Below are 19,065 nucleotides of genomic sequence, written 5' to 3'. Positions count from 1 at the left end.
GGGGCGGGCAGGGATGTCAGGCGCAGTGGCAGGCTTTGCGGCACGGATCGACACACGAATGCGTGACCCGTGCCCGCATGTCATCCGGCGGCTGCCGGTGCGGTATCGGTCGCGGCGCCTGCCGCCGGGGCGGGGGTCTGGGCGGCAGAGGCGCAGCCGGGCCGACCCTGACCGCTCACCGTCAGGCGCGCGGTCAGCGGATAGCGTTTGTCGGCCATGTTGTCCTGGCATTCCGCCGCGCGCAGGTTCAGCACGAACGGCCGTCCGCCGAGCACGCCGATATATTCGACGCCCTCGTTGAAGACCAGGCGGTTCACCTGGATCTGGCGGCCCGACTGGTCGTCGGCGGTGCGATAGACGGCGGTGTTGCCGCTGACCTCGACCGTCCAGAACGGCTCGTTACCACCGGCCACAAAGGCGGTGGTGCGATAGGTCATCGGTTCCGCGGTGGGCACGACGCGCCCGACGGTGCCCGTCTCGATCGGCTGTTCCAGCGGAGAGACGGCGGGCGGGCGCGGGCCTGCCGGCTCTTCGGGCTGGGCCTCGGCTTCGGTCAGGCCGACCCCGCTTCGCAGGTCGGTCATCATCTGGCTGTCGCAGGCGGCCAGGGGCAGGGTCATCAGGGCGAGGATGGCAAGGCGGGGGAACATGGGGCTTTGGCCTTCTGGTTCTGGACGGCTTGGTCACGGGATCACTATCAACCAAGCGTTACCAACCGCAGCCACAGGGGGCAAGCGTCACGCCCGATACACGGCAGGCTGCCGCCATGACGAACAACCATACCGTTCGGTTCACACTGTTGATAAATGATCATTATCGGACGTGCGCCGGCAACGGGACGGGTTATTCGTTGATCAGCAGGGGAAAACCGGCATATGTTTCGCTGATGTTCTCAGTGACGATACCCACATGACGCGCGCGGCACATCACGATCAGGCCACGATGACGCAACCCGGTGCGCCACGATTTTCGTGGGATGATGGGCCTATGGCGCGCGCCGTCGGAAGTTTCCCGTGGGAGTCGACCGCCCTGGGTCCGATTTCGGGATGGTCGGCGGCGCTGATGGCGTCGGTACGGTTGATGCTGGGACAGCAGCACGCAGTCAGCATGTTCTGGGGTCCGGACCTGATCATGTTGTACAACGATGCGTATGCCCCCGTTCTTGGGCAAAAAGAACCGCGCGCCCTGGGCCAGCCGTTTCAACGGATCTGGGCGGACGTGTGGGACGACGTCAAGCCGCTGGTCGACCAGACCCTGTCCGGTCGCGGGACCTATTCCGAAGAGATGCGCCTTGTCATGACCCGCAACGGGTTCGACGAAGAGACGTTCTGGACCTTCAGCTACAGCCCGCTCTACGACGACGACGGCAGCGTGGCCGGGTTGTTGAACATCACGGTGGATATGACCGGGACGGTGCAGGCGCGCCGCAACCAGCAGGTCATGCAGGAAGAGCTGTTGCACCGCATCAAGAACATCCTGTCGGTGACGTCCACGGTGGTATCCTCCAGCCTGCGGAGCGCCACCAGCATCCAGGAGGCCCGTGACACCGTGGGCGCGCGGATCATGGCACTGGCCAAGGCGCAGGGTCTGTTCAGCGGTCTTGGCGAAAGCGCCGACATCACCGAAGTGATGGCCCGGTCCATCGGCGCGCACCTGGTCGGCAACGACCGCATCCGCCTGTCAGGTCCGTCCGTTCCCCTGAGCAGTCAGCAGGCAGTCGGCCTGTCGCTGGCGCTTTACGAACTGGCGACGAATGCCGCAAAATACGGCGCGCTTTCCAGTCCGCAGGGCGTCGTCGATCTGTCCTGGTCGGTCCTGGGGGACGATTTTGCGTTGGACTGGCAGGAACGTGGTGGCCAACCCGTGGCTCCACCCACCCGCGAGGGGTTCGGCACGCGCCTGGTCAACATGATCGTGCCCGCCTATTTCAACGGCGAGGGGCAGGCCGAATTCCTGCCCCAGGGCCTGCATTATACGTTGCGCGGCCAGCTGACCCCTTAACAGTTGGGGACGTTGACGGCCAGGCCGCCCAGGGATGTCTCCTTGTACTTTTCCGACATGTCGCGGCCGGTCTGGCGCATCGTCTCGATCGCGGCATCCAGTGGCACGATATGGCTGCCATCGCCGCGCAACGCCAGGCTGGCGGCCGCCACCGCCTTGATCGCACCCAAACCGTTGCGTTCGATGCAAGGCACCTGAACCAGCCCCCGCACCGGATCACAGGTCATGCCCAGATGGTGTTCCAACGCGATCTCTGCTGCGTTTTCGACCTGCTGGGGGGTGCCGCCCAGAACGGCCGCCAACCCCGCGGCGGCCATCGCGGCGGCCGACCCGACCTCTGCCTGACAGCCGCATTCCGCGCCGGAAATCGAGGCGTTGTGCTTGATCAGCCCGCCCACCGCCGCCGCGGTCAGCAGAAAGTCTGGCAGCAGACGTTCCGACGCCCCCGGGACGTGGTCCAGCCAATAGCGGATCACCGCGGGCACCGTGCCTGCCGCGCCGTTCGTAGGAGCGGTGACGACCTGGCCGCCTGCGGCGTTCTCCTCGTTCACGGCCATCGCATAGGCCGACATCCAGTCGTTGATGACGTGGGGCGCGGTCATGTTCAGGCCGCGTTCCTCGATCAGCTTGGCGTGAATCCCCTTGGCCCGCCTGCGCACATGCAGCCCGCCGGGCAGGATGCCGTCCGTCGCCAAACCGCGATCCATGCAGTCGCGCATCGCGCCCCAGATGCGGTCCAGCCCCGCCAGCATGTCGGTCCGCGACCGGAAACACAGCTCGTTGGCCTCTTTCATCCGGGCGATGGATTTGCCCGAGGCCTGGGCCATCTCCAGCATCGCGGCGGCGCTGGCAAAGGGATACGGGACACTGGACGCGGCATCGGTGCGCACCGCGCCCGCCTTGTCGGCCAGTTCCTGATCGGTCATCACGAAACCGCCGCCGATCGAATAGTAGATCTGGTGATAGATCACGTCGCCCTGCGCGTCGGTCGCGGACAGGGTCATGCCATTGGCATGGCCGGGCAGGGTGGTGTCGTAATCGAACCGCAGGTCGCGGTCAGGATCAAAGACCAGCGACCCCAACCCCTGCGGATGCAGCAGGTGCGTTTCGCGATTGTCGGCCAGCGCGGCCTCGGCGGCCTCCATGTCCATGCTGGCGGGGGTGAACCCTGCCAGGCCCAGGATCGTGGCGCGGTCGGTGGCGTGCCCCTTGCCGGTAAAGGCCAGGCTGCCATGCAGGCTGGCGCGCAGCCCATGGGCCTGGAACGGCTGCAGGCGCAGCGCGTCCAGAAACCGCTGTCCGGCGACCATCGGCCCCATCGTGTGCGACGACGAGGGCCCGACCCCCAGCTTGAACAGATCGAACACCGACAGAAACATGGCACCCCCTTGCATATTCGCGCCTATCCAAGCACGACGCAGGCCCCGCCGCCACCACCGTCCACGCCGCTTCCGGGTCTGGTTGCGACATCGGCCTGCTTGCGTCCTTGGCGCGCGGTCTGCTTAAGATGATTGCAACATGCCCGATTTTAAGGCAACCGGGACGCGCCTGCGATTTGGGCAGGCCAGCCGCCCCCTGCCGTTCTTGCGGGCGGTCTGCCCCGGGGTGAAGGAACAGAACATGCGATTGCCCGACCCGATCATGCTTGGTGACATACCCCTCGGCCCGCCGGTGTTTCTGGCGCCGATGGCCGGGATCACCGATGTCCCCTGCCGCCGCGCCGTCGCGCGGTTCGGGGCGGGCCTGATGGTGTCCGAGATGGTCGCCTCGACCGAGATGGTGACGCCGCGCCCGTCCACCCGCGCCGCCGTGCGCGCCAAGGCCCTGACCGAGGGCGCGTTGCCCGTCAGCGTGCAGATCGCGGGCCGCGAGGCCGCGCCGATGGCCGAAACCGCCCGTATCGTGGCCGACATGGGCGCCCGCGTGATCGACATCAACATGGGCTGCCCCGCGAAAAAGGTCACAGGCGGTCTGTCCGGGGCGGCGCTGATGCGCGATCTGGATCACGCGATGACACTGGTCGATGCGGTCGTGGGCGCGGTCGGCGTGCCCGTCACGCTGAAGATGCGGCTGGGCTGGGACGACGACTGTCTGAACGCCGCCGATCTGGCCGCACGTGCACGCGATGCAGGGGTGGCGATGCTGACCGTGCATGGCCGCACAAGGGCGCAATTCTACAAGGGGCAGGCCGACTGGTCCGCGATCCGCGCGGTGGCCGATCTGCCGGGCCGCCCGCCGCTGGTGGCCAATGGCGACGTGGTCGATGCCCACAGCGCCCGTGCGGCATTGGCGGCGTCGGGGGCCGATGCGGTCATGGTCGGACGCGGCGCGCAGGGGCGGCCGTGGATCCTGGCGCAGATCGCCCATGACCTGTGGGGGACGCCTGCGCCGAATGTGCCCAATGGGGCCGCGCTGGCCGATCTGGTGGCCGAGCATTACGAAGATATTCTTGATTTCCATGGGGCAGAGCTGGGCCTGCGCGTCGCGCGCAAGCATCTGGGCTGGTATGCCGGTGCGAACGGCGCGCCGCTGCGCGACCAGATGATGCGTGCTGTTACCCCCCGCGCCACGCTGGACCTGATCATGCGTGCCTTTGGCGACGCCGCAGGAGTGGCTGCATGACGCCCCGGCCGCGCAACTTTCACGAGGCTGCCCCCGGGCCGGGGTGGGAGGCGCTGCCGCTGCCCGCGCTGATCCTGGACGTCGAGGGGCGTGTCGCCGCGATGAACGACGCGGCCGAGATCTGGTTGAACCTGTCGCGCAACTCGACCCTGGGCAAGCCGCTGGAGGGGGACGACATGTCGATCCGCCTGCGCCTGCAGCCCAGCCTTGCGCCGCTGCTGGCCCGTGTGCGGGCCAGCGACGAGGCGCTGTACCAGGCCGCCGTGAAGTTCGAGATCGGCGACCGTGCGGGCGGCCATCAGGCGCGGCGCGGCGCGGTCCATGCGGGGCCCGCCAGTCACGCCGCCGGCGCCGTGTCGCTGTTGATCGTCCCGCAGGATGATGACAACGTGCATCAGGCCCGCCACGTCCGCAGCGCCGCACGCAGTGCCATCGGCATGTCCGAGATGCTGGCGCATGAAATCAAGAACCCCCTGGCCGGTATCCGCGGTGCGGCCCAGCTGATGGCGATGAACGCCACCCCCGAGGACCGCGAGATGGCAGAGATGATCGTCGCGGAATCGCGCCGCATCGTGGCGCTGCTGGATCAGGTGGAACGGTTCGGGGACACATCCGCCCCGCGCCTGTCGGCGCTGAACGTGCACGATGTTCTGGAACAGGTGCGTCGGTCGGCCAAGGCTGGTTTTGCCCGCAATGTGCAGATTGCGACCGATTACGACCCGTCGCTGCCGATGGCGTTGGCCGATGCGGACCAGTTGGTGCAGGTCTGTCTGAACCTGGTCAAGAACGCGTCCGAGGCACTGGACGGCAAGGCCGGCGGCACGATCCGCCTGCGCACCCATTACGACCACACGCTGCGCCGTCCGCCTGACGACACCGATCCGACCGGCCGCCCGCTGCCCCTGCAGATCGAGATCGAGGACAACGGCCCGGGCTTCCCTGCCGCCATTGCCGACCAGGTGTTCGAGCCATTCGTCTCGGGCCGCGAAAACGGCACCGGGCTGGGCCTGGCGCTGGTCAGCAAGATCATCACCGACCACGGCGCGTTGATCCGGGTGGACAGCCGCCCCGGTCGCACCGTGTTCCGCATTTCCCTGCCCAAGGCATAAGGACCTGAACCCATGGACGGCACCGTTCTGATTGCTGACGACGATCGCACCATCCGCACCGTGCTGACGCAGGCGCTGACCCGCGCGGGTTGCCGGGTTCACGCGACGGGCAGCCTGGCGCAGCTGCTGAAATGGGTCGAGGAAGGGCGCGGCGATCTGGTCATCACCGACGTGATGATGCCCGACGGCAACGGCATCGACCGCATCCCCGCCATCCGCGAGGCGCGCCCCGACCTGCCGGTGATCGTGATCTCGGCCCAGAACACCATCGTAACGGCAATTCGCGCAACTGAGGCCGAGGCGTTCGAATACCTGCCAAAGCCGTTCGATCTGCCGGATCTGATGTCCAAGGCGAACCAGGCACTGTCGCGCCGCCCGCGCAAGTCCGACCCGATTCCCGAACCGCTGCCCGCGCCGCGCGAGGCCGCGGACCCCGCCATGCCGCTGATCGGGCATGCGCCGTCGATGCAGGCGTTGTTCCGCATGGTCGCCCGCGTCCTGAACGCCGACCTGCCCGTGATCATCGCCGGAGAGGCGGGCGTGGGCAAGACCACCATCGCGCGCAGCTTTCACGAACTGTCGGACCGGCGCGACCGGGGGCTGGCGATCCTGACATCGTCCGACGCGACCGAGGACGCGATTGCGCGCGCCGCCGGCAAGGCCCGCGGCGGCACGATCATCATCGAGAACCCGGCCGGTTTCGACACGGGCGCACAGGCGCGCCTGATCGGCCTGATCGAGACGATGGAGGCTGGGCCCGACCGCGCCCATGCGCCCCGGATCGTCGCCACCACCGGGTCCGACCCGCAGGCCGACGTGGCCGCAGGGCGGCTGCGGTCGGACCTGTATTACCGTCTTGCGGGGGTCACCGTCAGCGTGCCGCCCCTGCGCGCGCGGGTTGACGACATTCTGCCGCTGGCGGCCCACCTGTTGGCGCGCGCCGCTGCACAGGGTCTGCCCGAACGGCTGTTGTCGGACGATGCGGCGGCCATGCTGCGCGCGCATCCGTTCCCGGGCAACGTTCGCGAGCTGGAAAACATGATGCGCCGCCTGGCCCTGACCGCCAGCGGCCCCGCGATCAGCACCGCCGAGATGCGCGAGGCGCTGTCCCAGCAGTCGGGCCATCGCACGGCCCCGTCGGCGCCCGTATCGGCCATGGCCCCTGCGCCCGAACCCGCGGGTGTCGTCACCCTGCCGCAGGTCGGATCGCGCCTGTCGGATTCGGTCGAGGCGCATCTGCAGCGGTATTTCGACCTGCATGGCGACGCGCTGCCGCCGCCGGGCCTGTACGACCGCATCCTGCGCGAGATCGAACGCCCGCTGTTGCAGGTGGCGCTGGATGCCACGGGCGGAAACCAGCTGCGCTGCGCCGACCTGCTGGGGATCAACCGCAATACGCTGCGCAAGAAACTGACAGAGCTGAATATCGAGGTGACACGGAGGCGCAAACTGATGTAAAACCGCCACAGGGCACAGCGCGAAGGACACGCGTGCCTGCAGCAAAAGCCGCGAAAGACGGCAAGTGGGGGATATGGCAGGTTTGGCATCGGGGCTCAGCTGGGACAGGCTGGCCCGTATCCGATTGCCCCGGCCGTGGCGCGGAGCGCTGACCTGGGGGATCGTGTTGTCGGGCGCCGCGCTGGCCGTGGCGACCCTTGCGGTGATGGGACCGTTCGGGCGGGGCATGCAGGGGGCGACCCTGCGGTTGGTCCTGCTGGCGGACCTGGCCTTTCTGATCGTGTTGATCGGGTTCATCGTCGCGCGCATGGCGCGCCTGATCTCGGCCCGGCGCAGCACTGCGCCCGCGTCGCGCCTGCATGCGCGGCTGGTGGCGATCTTTGGCGGGCTGGCGCTGGTGCCCACGGTGCTGGTCGCGCTGTTTGCGGGATTTCTGGTCAATATCGGGCTGGAGGGTTGGTTTTCGGACCGCGTCCAGCAGGTCGTGACCACATCCCAGGCCGCGGCCGAGGCCTATCACGCCGAACACCGCAGCGACCTGACCGAGGACGCGCGCGCGCTGGCCAGCGTCCTGACCCAGGCCGGGCGCGCCAATCCCCTGATCGAGGACGCAGAGATGCGCCAGCTGCTGGCGCAAGGCCAGTCCCTGATCCAGCGCGGTCTGCGCGAGGCCTATATCATCAACGGCGCCGGAGAGATCCGTGCCCGCGGCGAACGCAGCTATCTGTTCTGGTACGAGACCCCGTCCAGCGACCAGCTGGACCGCGCGCAGGCCGACGGCATCGCCCTAATCGAGGATTGGGCGAATGACGAGTTTCGCGCCCTTGTGGCGCTGCCTCCGCTGGCCGACCGATACTTGTACGTGACACGCGACGTGGACGGCGACCTGCTGGGGCTGGTCGACGACACCCGTGCGACCGCGGGCGATTACCGCCAGCTGGAGGCGATGCGCAGCCAGGTCCTGCTGGAGTTTTCACTGGTCTATCTGGGCTTTGCGCTGTTGCTGGTGGCGGCGGCGATCTGGCTGGGGCTGTGGTTCGCGTCCCGCCTGTCGCGGCCCATCGGCCTCTTGGCACAGGCGACCGACCGGGTGGGGCGCGGCGATCTGGACGTGCAGGTCCCCGAGGTCCGCACCGGCGACGAGATCCAGACCCTGGGCGAGGCCTTCAACCGCATGACCCGCCAGCTGAAGACGCAGCGCGCCGAACTGGTCGAAAGCTATCGCCTGTCGGACGATCAGCGGCGGCTGTTCGACAACGTGCTGACCTCGGTGACGTCGGGAGTGATCGGTCTGGACGCGGCGGGCGAAATCGATTTCGTCAACCGATCTGCCAGCCGGCTGCTGGGGCTGGATGCGAAACGCGACATCGACGCGCTGCTGTCCGAGGTTGTTCCCGAATTCGCGCCGCTGTTCGCGCGCCTGTCGGCATCGGTCGCGGAAACCATCCAGGATGAGATCCGCCTGATGCGCGAGGGGCGCGTCGAAAGCCTGCTGGTGCGCATGGCCGTGCGCCGCGGCACCGATGGCGCGCTGGAGGGGTACGTGGTCGCATTCGACGACGTGACCGAGCTGGTCGGTGCACAGCGGATGGCCGCCTGGGGCGACGTGGCGCGTCGCGTTGCGCACGAGATCAAGAACCCCCTGACCCCCATCCAGTTGTCCGCGGAACGCCTGCGCCGCAAGTTCGGCCCGCTGGCCGCCGAGGGCGACCGCGCCGCGCTGGAACAATATACCGACGTGATCATCCGCCAGACCAACGACCTGCGCCGGATCGTGGACGAATTCAGCCGCTTTGCCCGGATGCCCGAACCCGACCGGGCCGAGACCGATTTGGCCGCGCTGATACGCCAAGTGTTGCTGTTGCAGCAGGACGCGCTGCACGCGACCGTCATCCGCGACATTCCCGACGATCCGGTGGTCGTCGATTGCGACGCGGGCATGATGCGCCAGGCGCTGACCAACCTGCTGAAGAACGCCGGAGAGGCCATCGACGAGCAGGCAGCACAGGCTGTTCCCGGCTGGACGCCGCGCATTGCCGTCGCGCTGGAGGTTCAGCCCGAAGCCGTCTGCATCCGCATCACCGATACCGGCCCCGGCCTGCCCGCAGACCGGTCGCGGCTGTTCGAGCCCTATGTGACGCTGAAAAGCCACGGCACCGGGCTGGGCCTGCCCATCGTCAAGAAGATCGTCGAGGAACATGGCGGCAGCCTGTCCCTGACCGATGCGCCCGATCCGCCGGGTGCCATGGCCGAGATCCGGCTGCCCCGCGAACGCCACCCCGTCCGGGCCCCTAAGACCAAGAGCAGACAAGAAAAAGACGAGGCGACACCATGAACGACATTCTGATCGTCGATGATGAACGCGACATCCGCGAACTGATCGCGGACATCCTGCGCGACGAAGGCTTCGACACCCGCATGGCCGCGAATTCGGACGAGGCCGTCGCGGCCCTGAACGACCGCGAGCCGTCCCTGATGATCCTGGACATCTGGCTGAAGGACAGCCGCATGGACGGGATCGACATCCTGAAACAGGTCAAGCGCAACAATCCCGAGGTGCCGGTGATCATCATCTCCGGCCACGGCAACATCGAGATCGCGGTCGCGGCGATCAAGCAGGGCGCATACGATTTCATCGAAAAGCCCTTCAACATCGACCAGCTGATGGTGGTCATCAACCGCGCGATGGAAACCGCCCGCCTGCGCCGCGAGAACAGCAGCCTGCGGCGCGGCGGCGACCGCGTGGCCGACATGCTGGGCCAGTCCGCGGCCTTCAAGCGGCTGCGCGACGGGCTGGACAAGGTGGCGCGGTCCAACGGACGGGTGATGCTGGCCGGAGAGCCGGGCACCGGCAAGGAGAGCGCCGCGCGGTACATTCACGCGCACTCGCCCCGCGCGTCGGCGCCCTTTGTCACCGTCCCCTGTGCCACGATCGAGCCCGAGCGGATGGAAGAGGTTCTGTTCGGTCGCGAATCCCCCGAACGCGGGATCGAGCCGGGCCTGCTGGAACAGGCGCATGGCGGCATCATCTATTTCGACGAGGTGGGCGACATGCCCATGGGCACCCAGCCCAAGATCCTGCGCGTGCTGACCGAACAGCAGTTCGTGCGCGCGGGCGGTGCGGACAAGGTGCGGGTCGATCTGCGCGTGCTGTCGTCCACGAACCGCGATCTGGTGGCGGAAATTGCCGCCGGACGGTTCCGGCAGGAGCTGTTCGACCGGCTGAACGTGGTGCCCATCGCCGTGCCGTCGCTGGCCGACCGGCGCGACGACATCGCGGCCCTTGCGCGCCATTTCATCGAGCAGTTCCACAGGAATCAGGGCCTGACGCCCCGCGACCTGCCCGAGGAAACCGTGGCCGCCCTGCAATCCATGCGCTGGCCCGGCAACATCCGTCAGCTGCGCAATGTGATCGAACGCGTGCTGATCCTGGCGGAAAGCCACGGGCCGATCCTGCCGTCCGAACTGGAACCCCAGGGGGCCACGCCGGACAACAGTGACACGCTGAGCCTGGGGCCGTCGGTCACGGCCATGGCGCTGCGCGAGGCGCGCGAGTTGTTCGAGCGCGAATACCTGGTCGCCCAGATCAACCGCTTCGGCGGCAATATCAGCCGCACGGCCCAGTTCGTCGGCATGGAACGCAGCGCGCTGCACCGCAAGCTGAAATCCCTGGGCGTCGTCGGCGGCATGCGTGGTGAGGACGAGTTGGTGATGGGCAAATAGCCTGCCGCTTGCGCGGACCGCGCGCCCGGCTTAGGCAAGGGGGCGCGGGACAAGAAGGGTGACGCATGAAGATCATCATCTGCGGGGCAGGGCAGGTCGGCTGGCAGATCGCGCGCCATCTGTCGGGCGAACGCAACGATGTCACCGTCATCGACAACAACCCCGACCTTGTGCGTCGCGCGACGGAATCGCTGGACGTGCAGGGGGTGACGGGCTTTGCCAGCCATCCCGACATTCTGGACAGTGCAGGCGCGCGCGACGCCGACCTGATCATCGCCGCAACCCATTCGGACGAGGTGAACATGGTCACCTGCCAGGTCGCGCATTCGATCTTTCAGGTGCCGCGCAAGATCGCGCGCCTGCGGTCGGGCGCCTATCTGGACGCGATCTATTCCGACCTGTACCGCACCGAACACCTGCCCATCGACGTGGTCATCAGTCCCGAACGCGAGGTCGCGCTGGCCGCGCTGCAGCGGTTGTCGGCGCCGTCGACCTTTGACGTCGAGACGTTCATGGACGGCAAGATCCAGCTACTGGGGATCGATCTGGAACCCGACTGTCCGGCGCTGAACACGCCGCTGCGGCAGCTGACAGAACTGTTTTCCAGCCTGCGGGCGATCGTCGCGGGGGTGCGCCGCAAGGGGCGGCTGTTCGCCCCCGAACCCGGCGATCAGCTGTTCGCGGGGGACCAGATCTATGTCTTCAGCCATATCGACGACGTGGCGCGCACGCTGGACATTTTTGGCAAGCCCGCGCGCAAGCAGGAGCGCGTGACCATCATCGGGGCGGGCAATGTGGGCCTGTCCGTGGCGCTGGCGCTGGAGGCGCGTCCCGACCGCGTCCGCGCAAAGCTGATCGAACGTGACCGTGCCCGCGCGGAATTCGCCGCCGACCGGCTGGAACGCACCATCGTGCTGAACGGCGACGGCCTGTCGGCCGAGATCCTGGACGAGGCCGCCGTGCCTCAGGCCGATGCCGTCCTGGCGGTTACCGACGACGACAAGACGAACATCCTGGCATCCGTTCGCGCCAAGCAGGCGGGGGCCAAGATGGCCATCGCGCTGATCAACGATCCCACGCTGGTGCCACTGATGGGGGCGCTGGACATCGACGCCTACATCAACCCGCGCGCCACCACGGTGTCGACGATCCTGCGCCACATCCGCCACGGGCGGGTGCGCGACATCTATTCCATCGGCGATGCCGAGGCCGAGGTGATGGAGGCGCAGGTCCTGTCGACCAGCCCCATGGCGGGACGCGCGATCCGCGACATCGATTTCCCCGAAGGCGCGCTGTTGGGCGCGGTGCGCAAGGGCGACCGGGTAATCAAGCTGGCGGCGGACACCCGGATCGACGAAGGCGACATCGTGCTGATCTTTGCCCTGACCAAGGACGTCCCCGAAGTCGAGCGCCTGTTGCAGGTCTCGATCGACTTCTTCTGAGGGACCGGCGATGACAGGCTTTCTTCTGCGTATGCCGGTACTGGTGCTGCTGGCGGGACTGGCCGCGGTGCTGATGCTGGCACCCGCGGCCTTCGCGTCAGTCACCGGTTACGACGCCATCGCGCGAAATTTCTTTTATGCGGCATTGCTGACATTCACCTTTTGCGGGCTGATCGGCCTTGCGGCGCAGGCCAATCCCGCCGGGCAGACCGCGCGCGAGGTGTTGCTGCTGATGCTGGGCGTCTATGGGCTGATGCCGTTGCTGTTGGCCGTGCCGTTCGCGGAAAGCCAGTCGGACACCGGTTTTTTCAACGCCTGGTGGGAAATGGTGTCATCGCTGACAACCACGGGGGCGTCGCTTTATTCGGCCGACCTGCTGCCGCCGCCACTGCATCTCTGGCGATCGATTGTGGGATGGATGGGGGGCTTTTTCGTGCTGGTCGCGGCAGTGGCGATCCTGGCGCCCCTGCGCGTCGGCGGGTTCGAGATCATGTCGAACCCATACGGCCGCGAGGAATACCGCGAGCATCTGCCCCGGTCGGACCAGCCCCGTCGCCCCGTCCTTCACCTGTCGGATCCCAGCTTTGACACGCAACTGGCCGATCCCGCCAGCCGCCTTGGCCGCGCCGCGCTGCAGGTCGGGCCGCTGTATGCGACATTCACCCTGGTTCTGTGGGTCGGATTGCTGATGTTGGGCGACCCGTCATTCGTGGCGCTGACGCGGGCCATGGGGACGCTGTCGACATCGGGCATCTCTCCGGTGATCGGACCCTCGGGAGAGGCGTCGGGGATCCCCGGAGAGATGCTGGTCTTTGTCTTTCTGATCCCGGCATTGTCGCGGCGGTTCTGGCCCGGTGGCGCGGAATTGCGCGCCACCGAGCGGCTGGTTCAGGATCCCGAATTGCGCATGGCGCTGGGACTGGTGCTTGGGGTCGGGGCGATGCTGTTCCTGCGCCATTTCCTGGGCGCGATCGAGATCGTGCGCCCGCCGGCCCCCGATCCGACCGGCCTGGCCGAAATAGGGCGCGCGTTGTCGGCCCTGTGGGGCAGCTTGTTCAGCGCGCTCAGCTATCTGACCACGACGGGTTGGACGTCGGTCGCATGGGCGGGCGCGCGGTCATGGTCGGGGCTGGACGCGCCGGGGCTGGTGCTGGCGGGGTTGGCGCTGATGGGCGGCGGGATCGCCACCACCGCAGGAGGCGTAAAGCTGCTGCGCGTCTATGCCCTGGCCCGCCATGGGCAACGAGAGATGGAGCGGATCATCCACCCCCATTCCGTGTCCGGTGGCGGGCGAATCGCCCGAAGGTTGCGCCGCGAAGGTGCCTATCTGGCATTCATCTTTTTCATGCTGTTCGCAATTTCCATCGCGCTGGTCGTCAGTCTGGTTTCTGTCCACGCCATCGAATTCGAGACCGCAACCATTCTGTCCATCGCGGCGCTGACCAATGCGGGCCCGTTGGCCAGTGCCATTCCCCTGACCCCAGCTTTTGAGGGAACGGCGGGCATCGCGTCCGCCCCGTGGGAGGGGTGGTCCGGCCTGCCCGATTTCACCAAGGCGGTGCTGGCCGGCGCGATGGTCCTGGGCCGGATCGAGATGCTGGCGGTGTTGGCACTGTTTTCGCCGGAGTTCTGGCGCCGCTAGGTGTGGCCCAAATGTTGCCTTCTGGTTTCCGCGAAATCCCCCATGCTTGCATGGGGGGGGGCATCGGCTTAGATGTTGAAGCAACAGGGATAGAGAAAAACGGACGATAAACAAATGGCTGGCGACAAGCAGAACCTGCAGGATGCGTTCCTGAACCATGTCCGCAAGGCAAAGGTTCCGGTCACCATCTTTCTGATCAATGGCGTCAAGCTGCAGGGTGTCATCACCTGGTTCGACAATTTCTGCGTCCTGCTGCGCCGTGACGGGCAGTCGCAGTTGGTCTACAAGCATGCGATCAGCACGATCATGCCGGGCCAGCCCATCACACTGTACGAAGGCGAGGATTGATTGGCCGAACTGACGGAAACCGCAGCCAAGCCGACACGCGCCTATGTGATCCACCCCGATCTGGGCCGCGCCCGTACGCAGCGGCGCGAGCCTGAGCATTCGCTGGCCGAGGCCGTGGCATTGGCGCTGGCGCTGCCGGGCATCGCGATGGTCGGATCCGAGGTCGCGAACCTGCGCGAACCCAATGCCGGCAAGCTGTTCGGCAAGGGCAAGCTGGCCGAGATCAAGGAGCGCCTGGAGGCGCTGGAGGTCGAGCTGGTGCTGGTCGACGGGCCCGTGACCCCGGTGCAGCAGCGTAACCTGGAAAAGGACTGGGGCGTCAAGCTGCTGGACCGGACCGGGCTGATCCTGGAGATTTTCGCCGACCGCGCCCGCACCCGTGAGGGCGTGCTGCAGGTCGAACTGGCGGCGCTGTCCTATCAGCGCACGCGTCTGGTGCGCGCCTGGACCCACCTTGAGCGTCAGCGCGGTGGCCTGGGCTTTGTCGGTGGTCCCGGCGAGACGCAGATTGAGGCCGACCGCCGCGCGATCGACGACCAGATGACCCGACTGCGCCGCCAGCTGGAGCGGGTGGTCAAGACCCGCAGCCTGCATCGCGCGTCGCGGGCCAAGGTGCCCTATCCGATCGTGGCGCTGGTGGGGTACACCAATGCCGGAAAATCGACGCTGTTCAACCGGCTGACCGGCGCGGACGTGTTCGTCAAGGACATGCTGTTCGCCACGCTCGACCCCACCATGCGCGCCATTCGCCTGCCGGATGCACAGGGTGCGAGTTCGGGGCGCAAGGTGATCCTGTCGGACACGGTGGGTTTCATCAGCGAGTTGCCGACCGAGTTGGTCGCGGCCTTTCGCGCCACGCTGGAAGAGGTTCTGGAGGCCGATCTGATCCTGCACGTGCGCGACATCAGCCACCCCGAGACCGAAGAGCAGGCCCATGATGTGGCCGCGATTCTGGACAGTCTGGGCGTCGATGAGGACGTGGCCGCGATCGAGGTCTGGAACAAGATCGACGCCTTGGGCGACGATACCCGCGCCGCGTTGCGTCGCACCGATGCACGCACCGAGGGCGTGCAGGCCGTCAGCGCTCTGTCGGGCGAGGGGCTGGACGACCTGATCGGCGCGATCGACCGTCAGCTGGGCGATGTGCTGGACGAGCCGCGTCTGGAGGGGCAGGTGGTTCTGGATTTCGCCGACGGCCGCAGCCGTGCCTGGTTGCACGAAGCGGGCGTGGTCGAGCGGGAGGACGCGGGCGAGGACGGCCTGCATCTGGATCTGCGCTGGACGGCGCGGCAGAAGGGGGCATTCGAGGCGTTCACCGGGACGGCGACCGAGGTGGATGAGGATGACGAACCCGAAGAGCCGCGCAGCGGCGGGTGGCATCCGGCCGACTGAGCCTTTTGCGTCCCGCGGGGGGTGCGGGGGGCCAGCCCCCCGCACCCCCCGCCGGGCAGGGCTGCGCCCCTCCCGGACCCTCCCCTGAATCAGGCAGGCATTTCGTGTGACCAAGGCGGGTTCGCGCCGGGGCGTGATACGGTAATGGCGGCGGCCTGCGCGCCGAGGGTCAGGGCCGCGTGGATCTGGTCGGGGGTGATCGCGGCGATGGCGTCTTTTGACAGCAGGCCCTGACGGTCCAGCGAGGCCAGCACGCCCGCGTTGAACGTGTCGCCCGCGCCGATCGTGTCGGCGACCGTGGTACGGACGGCAGGAGCGTGGATGGTTTCGCCCGCCCAGATCGCCTTGGCTCCGGCCTCTCCTCCGGTCTGCAGGACCAGCTTGGGGCCGGTCTCCAGCACCGCACGCGCCGCGTCTTCCGGCGACAGGTCGGGATACAGCCATTCCAGGTCGTCCGCCGACAGTTTCACGATGTCCGCCATGGGCAGCAGCCGCGCCAGGCGCGCGCGATAGGCACCCGCATCGGCGATGAAGAACGGGCGGATGTTCGGGTCGATCATCACCGGCAGGCGGTTGTGATGCTGTGCGATCAGCGCCTCTATGGTGCCGCCGCAGGGGTCGGGGACCAGGCTGATGCCGCCGGCGAACAGCGCGGTCACGGTGTCCGGCAGCGGCCCGATGTCGTCCGGCAGCAGCATCCGACCGGCCGAGCCTTCGTCATAGAACGAATACTGCGCCTCTCCGTTCGTCAGGGTGACCAGCGCCAGCGTGGTCAGGCGGTCGGTGCGCGGACACAGGTCGGTGTTCACCCCGGCCTCGGTCAGCGGCTGCAGGATCTGGGGCCCGAAGGGGTCACGGCTGATCGGCCACAGATAGCCGGTATCCCGGCCCAACCGGCCAAGCGCGATGGCGGTGTTGTAGACCGCACCCCCGGCCAGCGGACGAAAGGTGCCGTCGGCTGGCACCATGTCGATCAGCGATTCGCCTGCGCACAGGATCATGGTCGGTCCCCCTTGGTTCGGTGTTATTGCGTCAGATACAGGATGGCTGCTAACGCTACCAGTGCCACGGTCACCGCCCCGGCGATTTTCCACGCGGAATACGGGCGTTCGCCCATGACCCGGCCCGACTGACCGTTCACCACGAAACGAAAGCTTTTGCCGTTGTATCGATAGGCCGCGGTCCAGACCGGCAGCAGGATATGCTTGAACGTCTCGGCGGCAAAGGTGCTGTCCTGTGCATCGATGCGTTGGTGGTCGCCGCCGATGGCGCGGCGGATGTCGGCGCTGATGACCTGCGCCATCTGGGCCCGGGCCGCGTGGTGGCCGTCGGCCAGCGGCACGGTATAGCCCTCGGCCTCGAAGCCGGACAAAAAGGCCGGGTCATAGGTCGCCAGGTGGGACAGGTCCCACGGCACCAGCGTATCGGTGATCCGCGCGGGCAGGGCGGTGGAGGCCAGCACCAGCACGTCGTTGAAATCGCGCGCGACTGTCCCCGATGCGGGCCGCCAGCGGATGCGGGGCACCTGTTGTGCCACGCGCCGGCTGCGGCCGTTGACGGTCTGGGTGACCCATCGCGTCTCGAAATACGTATCGCCGCGCTGGCCGCGAAACCGGGTGCGGCTGGCCGCATCGAACGTCCAGAACGGCGAATAGATGCCCGTCAGCCGCCGGTCCTTGCGGGCATAGGCCACCAGACCGGATGGCGCGAACCACAGGCTGCCCAGCCAGGTCTTCATGGCGTCGCGGGCCTGGGTTTCGCTCAGCGCGAAGGGCAGGACGCCCTGGGGTTTGATGCGTCGGGTGGCACCGGTGTCGGTGACGACGGGCGATGCGCAGAACGGGCAGGCACTGGCGTGGTGGGTATCGTCCAGTTGCACCTGCGCCCCGCATTGCGGACAGGACAGGGTGCGCACGGTTTCCGCGATCATCGACCCCGCGTCCAGGTGCAGGCCCTGGTCCAGCGGGATTTCGGCCAGGTCGGGGGCCTTGTGGGCTGCGTCCCATTGCAGGGGTGGTGGCGTGCCGTCGCGGTTCAGCCCCGGCGCGCGGGCAGGACCGGGGCCGATCTGCTGTTCATGCCCGCACCAATCGCAGACAAGGCTGCGCTGGCCCGGTTGGAACCGCAGGCTGGCGCCGCATTGCGTGCAGGGAAAACGGTGTTCCTGGGCCGCCATCCCTAACCCGGCAGCGGCGGGGGTTGAGTGGTGAACAGCTGGGCCAGTTCCGGCACATCCTGCGCGGCCAGCCAGCCGTCCTGACCCGGCGTCCAGACCAGCGTGTCGCGGGCCAGCGTGCCGTCCGCGACCATGCGGCCCAGATGGCCGCGCCCGAACGGGCCTTGCGGTGCGCCGTCCCGGGCCACGTGCCACACCGTCTCGACCGTGCGGGGCAGCGGCGGGGGTGCAGGCGCGGCGGCTGCGGGAGCCGCGCCCCACGGCCCGCGCATCGTGGCCCCCATGGCGGCCCCCATCGCGGCGCCCATGCCGGCACCGGCACCGCCTTCGTTCCGGGCCGCCGCCAGCATCGCCTCGGACGCGGCGTATTGGCCGAAACGGTCCAGATCGCCGATGATCCCCATGCTGGTACGCTTGTCTAGCATCGCCTCGACCTCGGCGGGCAGGCTGATGTTCTCGACATAGAATTCGGGCAGGACCAGGCCATAGGCCTCGATCACCGGCGCGATCGCCTTGGCGACCAGTGCGCCCAGCTGATCTGTGTTGGCGGCCATGTCCAGAACCGGGATGTTCGACGCGGCGATGGCGCGGGAAAACTCCTGCACGATCACGTTGCGGATCTGGAAGGTGATCTCGTCGCGGGTGAAATCGCCGTCGGTGCCGACGATTTCGGACATGAAGCGTGCCGGGTCGCTGACCCGCATCGCATAGGTCCCGAACGCGCGCAGGCGCACGGGGCCGAATTCAGGGTCGCGCGCGATGATCGGGTTCTTGGTGCCCCATTTCAGATCGTTGAAGCGGGTCTTGTCGACGAAATAGACCTCTGACTTGAACGGGCTGCGAAAGCCGTGGTCCCAATGCTGCAGACGGGTCATCACCGGCAGGTTGTTCGTCTCCAGCAGGTACAGGCCGGGGCCGAACACGTCGGCCAACTGTCCCTCGTGGACAAAGACGGCGGCCTGCCCCTCGCGGACGGTCAGCTTGGCGCCGTACTTGATCGCGCGGCCGACGGTGTCGAACCGCCAGACCATCGTGTCACGGCTGTCTGCCGTCCACTCGATGACCTCGATGAACTCGCCGCCAAGGATGTCGAAGATGGACATGGGTACCTCCTGCTGACCTCGCCCCTTTCTAGGGGCGGGCCGGGGGCAG

Annotated in this window: 15 protein-coding genes; 10 read left to right on the top strand and 5 right to left on the bottom strand. The window is 67.4% G+C overall.

The window, feature by feature from the left end:
- Positions 1 to 80: 80 nt before the first annotated feature.
- Positions 81 to 650 (bottom strand): COG3650 family protein, encoded by a 570-nt coding sequence (locus ACJJVR_RS01220; protein ID WP_405401581.1) that lies wholly within the window; start codon positions 648 to 650, stop codon positions 81 to 83.
- Between the two features lie 259 nt (positions 651 to 909).
- Between ACJJVR_RS01220 and ACJJVR_RS01215 the strand changes: the two genes are divergently transcribed.
- Entirely contained in the window at positions 910 to 2,001 is a 1,092-nt protein-coding gene (locus tag ACJJVR_RS01215) for a sensor histidine kinase (RefSeq protein WP_405401580.1), read from the top strand.
- On the opposite strand, the gene ACJJVR_RS01210 is transcribed toward ACJJVR_RS01215, so the two are convergent.
- Positions 1,998 to 3,380 (bottom strand): L-serine ammonia-lyase, encoded by a 1,383-nt coding sequence (locus tag ACJJVR_RS01210; protein WP_405401578.1) that lies wholly within the window; start codon positions 3,378 to 3,380, stop codon positions 1,998 to 2,000. The two genes, ACJJVR_RS01215 and ACJJVR_RS01210, sit on opposite strands and share 4 nt — an antisense overlap.
- 241 nt (positions 3,381 to 3,621) lie before the next feature.
- Here ACJJVR_RS01210 and dusB point away from each other — a divergent pair, with 241 nt between their 5' ends.
- The 9 genes from dusB (at position 3,622) to hflX (ending at position 15,737) form a co-directional block, all read left to right on the top strand.
- Positions 3,622 to 4,623, top strand: a complete 1,002-nt coding sequence (dusB, locus tag ACJJVR_RS01205; protein ID WP_405401620.1) for a tRNA dihydrouridine synthase DusB — start codon at positions 3,622 to 3,624, stop codon at positions 4,621 to 4,623.
- Positions 4,620 to 5,732 (top strand): nitrogen regulation protein NR(II), encoded by a 1,113-nt coding sequence (locus tag ACJJVR_RS01200; protein ID WP_405401576.1) that lies wholly within the window; start codon positions 4,620 to 4,622, stop codon positions 5,730 to 5,732. Before dusB ends, ACJJVR_RS01200 begins: the two co-directional genes overlap by 4 nt.
- Before the next feature lie 12 nt (positions 5,733 to 5,744).
- Positions 5,745 to 7,190, top strand: a complete 1,446-nt coding sequence (locus ACJJVR_RS01195; RefSeq protein WP_405401574.1) for a response regulator — start codon at positions 5,745 to 5,747, stop codon at positions 7,188 to 7,190.
- 73 nt (positions 7,191 to 7,263) lie between these two features.
- Positions 7,264 to 9,525: an ATP-binding protein gene (locus ACJJVR_RS01190; RefSeq protein WP_405401572.1), complete on the top strand. Its 2,262-nt coding sequence runs from the start codon at positions 7,264 to 7,266 to the stop codon at positions 9,523 to 9,525.
- Complete coding sequence (locus tag ACJJVR_RS01185) at positions 9,522 to 10,913, top strand: sigma-54-dependent transcriptional regulator (RefSeq protein WP_405401570.1); 1,392 nt, start codon at positions 9,522 to 9,524, stop codon at positions 10,911 to 10,913. The genes ACJJVR_RS01190 and ACJJVR_RS01185 overlap by 4 nt, the downstream gene beginning before the upstream one ends.
- 65 nt (positions 10,914 to 10,978) lie before the next feature.
- Positions 10,979 to 12,355 (top strand): Trk system potassium transporter TrkA, encoded by a 1,377-nt coding sequence (trkA, locus tag ACJJVR_RS01180; RefSeq protein WP_405401568.1) that lies wholly within the window; start codon positions 10,979 to 10,981, stop codon positions 12,353 to 12,355.
- A 10-nt stretch (positions 12,356 to 12,365) separates the two neighbouring features.
- The gene (locus ACJJVR_RS01175) at positions 12,366 to 13,997 is read left to right on the top strand and encodes a TrkH family potassium uptake protein (RefSeq protein WP_405401566.1); all 1,632 of its coding nucleotides are present in this window, start codon (positions 12,366 to 12,368) and stop codon (positions 13,995 to 13,997) included.
- A gap of 114 nt (positions 13,998 to 14,111) precedes the next feature.
- On the top strand, positions 14,112 to 14,345 hold the full coding sequence (gene hfq / locus ACJJVR_RS01170) for an RNA chaperone Hfq (RefSeq protein ID WP_042250201.1): 234 nt from the start codon (positions 14,112 to 14,114) through the stop codon (positions 14,343 to 14,345).
- Positions 14,346 to 15,737, top strand: a complete 1,392-nt coding sequence (gene hflX / locus ACJJVR_RS01165) for a GTPase HflX (RefSeq protein WP_405401564.1) — start codon at positions 14,346 to 14,348, stop codon at positions 15,735 to 15,737.
- A gap of 89 nt (positions 15,738 to 15,826) precedes the next feature.
- Here the strand turns inward: hflX and ACJJVR_RS01160 are convergent, their stop codons facing one another.
- Genes ACJJVR_RS01160 through ACJJVR_RS01150 form a run of 3 tightly spaced genes read right to left on the bottom strand, consistent with a single transcriptional unit; the run spans position 15,827 to position 19,016 of the window.
- Positions 15,827 to 16,738, bottom strand: coding sequence for a carbohydrate kinase (locus ACJJVR_RS01160; RefSeq protein WP_405401562.1), 912 nt, complete (start codon positions 16,736 to 16,738; stop codon positions 15,827 to 15,829).
- A 23-nt stretch (positions 16,739 to 16,761) separates the two neighbouring features.
- Positions 16,762 to 17,913 carry a zinc ribbon domain-containing protein gene (locus ACJJVR_RS01155; RefSeq protein ID WP_405401561.1) on the bottom strand — a complete coding sequence of 384 codons (1,152 nt, stop codon included), beginning with the start codon at positions 17,911 to 17,913 and terminating at the stop codon, positions 16,762 to 16,764.
- Positions 17,914 to 17,915: 2 nt separating this feature from the next.
- Complete coding sequence (locus tag ACJJVR_RS01150; protein ID WP_405401559.1) at positions 17,916 to 19,016, bottom strand: SPFH domain-containing protein; 1,101 nt, start codon at positions 19,014 to 19,016, stop codon at positions 17,916 to 17,918.
- Positions 19,017 to 19,065: the final 49 nt, after the last annotated feature.

The organism is Paracoccus sp. Ld10, from assembly GCF_045064235.1.
Taxonomy (GTDB): Bacteria; Pseudomonadota; Alphaproteobacteria; order Rhodobacterales; family Rhodobacteraceae; genus Paracoccus.
Note: the sequence above shows the minus strand (reverse complement) of the source record. Positions and strands in the feature narration are given on the sequence as shown.